A 3,609-nucleotide genomic window follows, 5' to 3' on the forward strand; every position below is an offset into this window, starting at 1 on the left:
ACAGCATAAAGAGCCATATAATATTCAAAAGCTTTTTTATTAAAATCTGTATTTTTTTTCATGTTAATTAAACCACCCCCGCTACTGTTAACCAAGCTTTTTTCGAACCCGTTTTCACCCTATCCTTAATACTATTATCTTCACCATCACCATCTAAATCAACATCCCATTTTACACCTTCTGTGAAATATTATTCCCTTCTCGAAAAGAAGATCAACCCATTAATAAAATCTAGGCTTATCAAAAATTTCAAAAAGCCAAAGATTTTGCTGGGATCGAATCTATTGGGACTCACACCATGCGCAAAAGCTTCGGCTATTGGTTCTATAAACAAAAGATGTCGCTATGTTACAAGAAATACTCAATTATAGCACTCTATAAATTACACTGAAATATATTGGTATCAATAAGGAAGAAAAAGATAATATACTAGATAATTTCTATATCTAATCATATATGATCAACATAAAGAAAAATTTGATATACAATCAGATTTAAAAACATTACTTAATAATTCTTTGAATTAAATTGGAGCTGATTCTCTACTTAAAAAACATGATTACTATATATTTCACCAGAATACAGATTCAAAACTATTTAATTAAAGACTAAAAAAAGCATCTATCTTTAGATGCTTTTTTCAATCCAAAAACTATTTTTCTTTTTTCCATGATATTCGAAATTCCCCACCATGTTCTTCCGTTTTAATTTTAACCTTATATGTATCACCCTTAGGCACTTTAATATTTTTTTCGCCTTCGCCACTATTAAACTCTAGTATTGTATTATCATTTGAATCCACAACATAAGCAATTATAGTTCCTTGTTTAGTTTTATCATCAAAAGAAAAAATCCAATTCTCACCTTTTTTAACTTTCCTATCTTGAGTTGCAGATCCAGTAAATTTTCTATAATCTCCAGAGATACTACCTGATACACTATCTGAAGAACCATGAACTTTACCACCAACAATAGTTCCCTCTCTTGTAAAACAACCACTAAGAATTACTAAACACAAAACAAATAAAATTGTATTTTTAAAAATTTTCACTATCATTACCCCTTCTATTCCCAATAAAATTTTCACCATTAAACTTATAAAAATAACTATAATAAAAAATTATATCCATTAAGATATATATGTTTTATTATAGTTATAAATTTCAAATTATTATTTCAAATCTTCACGCAACTTAATTTCATCCTCATTTATGTAACCAGTAAAAATAACTTCTGATATATATTCATGGTTAAAAAACATATTATATTCAGTTGAAACATTTCCAATAGGATAATAACAAGCCACATAATCCCAAGTTTCCTTAGTTTTTGAATCTTCCTGTTTTCTACCATATATCATCAAAGGTTGCTCCCATGTTTTAAATTTCACAACCGAACCTATTGGAAGTAGTTCTAACTCTAAATTTTGTACCATCTTAGTTTCCCCTTCTTAAAATAGCCTTTTTTATAAGGAAATAAGTGATAGAAAACAACAAACAAGTACCAATTGTACCAAAAACTGCAACCGAAATGTTACCTGCTAATGTTTCATTTGGATCCAATGCATTAGGTAAAATTGTACCAAAAATTGCAATACAAGCTAATATAATCATAAAATATTTAAATTGTTTCACTTTTTTATTCATGCTACTTATCTCCTTTATTCCTTAACATTAACTTCTAAACCAAATCCCCATAAACCTACATCAGGACCAAATGGTGCATGGAATTTGAATCCACTTTTTCCAGCTTCAAAAGATCCCCCGAGTGTTCCAAGCGATGCTGATCCCCCAGTTTGTAACTTTTTATCCATAAATGGAATAGGAATTTTTATAGCACTCTCATATTTTACTAGAGTAGCTTCAGCTCCTATATGTAAATTTCCATTTTCCACATGAGCACCTAAATCTACAGTAGCAAGAGCTACTTTAGCCTCAGCTCCTATTCCAAATCCTTTAATATTCTCTAGTTCTATTCCGGCTTGGGCTACTGTAAAACCAACCATTTGGTAATAGTTTCATTGATACTTTTGCCTTCTAAATATTAAATGAATTTTGCGAATTATAAATCCAATTCTTTTTCTTATTGTCTATACGTTTATAGATATACTCTACTGTAAAGTATGCAATAACATTGCAAATTAGTGACAGACCTATAAGTAAAAGTTTATCTTCTAACCGTATAGTAGAAGAAACCTCAATTAACAATATAAACATAATACATACAGTAAAAGTCAGAATTCTATTTATTGTACGCATATCTTAATTACTCCAGTCTTATATTAATCCCGTTTTTTTGTAAATTTATCATAAAATTTCTCTTGCGCCCACCTTCCGAATTTTAAAAAACATATTAAACCTGCTCCCAAAAGAATGAGAACGATAGTTCCTAACAATTTTTCCCACCAATTGTTGGATGGAGTAATCATTAATCCTATAATAGATACAGATATTACGACATAAACTAAAATATATAATGGTTTATACGATGGAGTTTTCATATCATTTTTTCTCCTCAGGTTTTTCAAATTTAAAACTACTTCCCATAGTAAACCCCTCTAAAACAGGAACTGTTATACCAGTTTCTTTTCCAACACTACCTTTCAAACCTATTGCATCCAATCACAAATCACCTTTAATTTCCAGGTCTTAATCTCCAATAATTAGTAACCATTCTAGAAAATGTAGCATACTTACTTCTACTTCATACTTAAGTGTAGAAGCTTCCGATGCTGCCTTTAAGGAGTAATCGTCAATACCTGCTATAACTTCTAATGAGCAAAATATATATTGGTTAATTTCACCAAACGCATTATACTGTATTATTCCGAACTTTTAAACGTTTCATCTTTCTATTTAATATAATAATATCAGAATATTAATATTCAATTCTAATCATTAAATATTCTACTTTTTCTTGCTTTACAAGATTTTATGCAAAAAAGACCACCAAAAGGCAGTCTCAAAACTCAATCCTATTCACCATCCCTCACTCCACCGCTTTCTCATACAAATACTTCGCAGCGATAATATCTACTACTGCCAAACCAACTGATTTGAAAATAGTAATCCCTTCATCATTTTCGCGTCCAGTTTTTCCCCCGCTTAAGATTTGTCCAAGTTCGGCGTGGAGATTGCTAGTTTTATCGGAATTTGAAGATCATCTGTTTCTAGATCATATTCAATTAAGCAATCCTACAAATGTCTCTTCTTCCTCATCTATAAAACCTACAAATATAATTTCTTCGATATCCTCATGATTAAATACAAATGTATACTCAGGATTAATGTATCCTTCTGGATAAAAACAGCCAATATAATCATACATCACAGGTTCTTTAACCATAAGTTTTTGTTTTCTTCCATAAATCACAATTTTCTTCGTCCCACCTTTTAATAGAACAATAGAACCATTTGGTAAAAACTTTTCTTTAGAAAATTGCATAATTCCCCATCCTTGCTTTATCTAAATGTAATTCTATATTCATGATGTTGCTTCTCCCTTTTCTTTTCCGTAGTCTTTACTGACTATAAGAGAACCGCGATTATATACTTAATATTCAATACAGACTCTTTAAAAGGTTTCATGTGTTCTACCCCCATCTTCTAT

The 3,609-nt window shown here is 30.2% G+C and carries 6 protein-coding genes and 2 pseudogenes; 1 reads left to right on the forward strand and 7 read right to left on the reverse strand.

Going from position 1 to position 3,609, the window contains the following annotated elements; genetic code table 11:
• Positions 1-190: 190 nt before the first annotated feature.
• Positions 191-450, forward strand: a pseudogene (locus HMPREF2590_RS30800) (tyrosine-type recombinase/integrase); the annotation flags it as partial.
• Between the two features lie 202 nt (positions 451-652).
• On the opposite strand, the gene HMPREF2590_RS18155 reads toward HMPREF2590_RS30800, so the two are convergent.
• The 7 genes and pseudogenes from HMPREF2590_RS18155 to HMPREF2590_RS18180 form a co-directional block, all read right to left on the reverse strand.
• Positions 653-1,090, reverse strand: a complete 438-nt coding sequence (locus HMPREF2590_RS18155) for a hypothetical protein (RefSeq protein ID WP_153601857.1) — start codon at positions 1,088-1,090, stop codon at positions 653-655.
• Between the two features lie 81 nt (positions 1,091-1,171).
• A complete protein-coding gene (locus HMPREF2590_RS18160) occupies positions 1,172-1,435 on the reverse strand; it encodes a DUF4176 domain-containing protein (protein ID WP_000250495.1) in 264 nt (87 codons plus the stop codon).
• Position 1,436: 1 nt separating this feature from the next.
• Positions 1,437-1,646: a hypothetical protein gene (locus tag HMPREF2590_RS18165; protein ID WP_001036924.1), complete on the reverse strand. Its 210-nt coding sequence runs from the start codon at positions 1,644-1,646 to the stop codon at positions 1,437-1,439.
• 14 nt (positions 1,647-1,660) lie between these two features.
• Positions 1,661-2,005: a hypothetical protein gene (locus HMPREF2590_RS18170; protein WP_002163866.1), complete on the reverse strand. Its 345-nt coding sequence runs from the start codon at positions 2,003-2,005 to the stop codon at positions 1,661-1,663.
• Positions 2,006-2,281: 276 nt separating this feature from the next.
• Positions 2,282-2,500, reverse strand: coding sequence for a hypothetical protein (locus HMPREF2590_RS18175; RefSeq protein WP_000856866.1), 219 nt, complete (start codon positions 2,498-2,500; stop codon positions 2,282-2,284).
• 488 nt (positions 2,501-2,988) lie between these two features.
• A pseudogene (locus tag HMPREF2590_RS29170) lies at positions 2,989-3,170 on the reverse strand (ornithine cyclodeaminase family protein); the annotation flags it as partial.
• A gap of 10 nt (positions 3,171-3,180) precedes the next feature.
• Positions 3,181-3,444, reverse strand: a complete 264-nt coding sequence (locus tag HMPREF2590_RS18180) for a DUF4176 domain-containing protein (protein WP_070861489.1) — start codon at positions 3,442-3,444, stop codon at positions 3,181-3,183.
• Positions 3,445-3,609 lie beyond the last annotated feature (165 nt).

The organism is Bacillus sp. HMSC036E02, assembly GCF_001836235.1.
In the GTDB taxonomy this organism is placed as follows: domain Bacteria; phylum Bacillota; class Bacilli; order Bacillales; family Bacillaceae_G; genus Bacillus_A; species Bacillus_A cereus.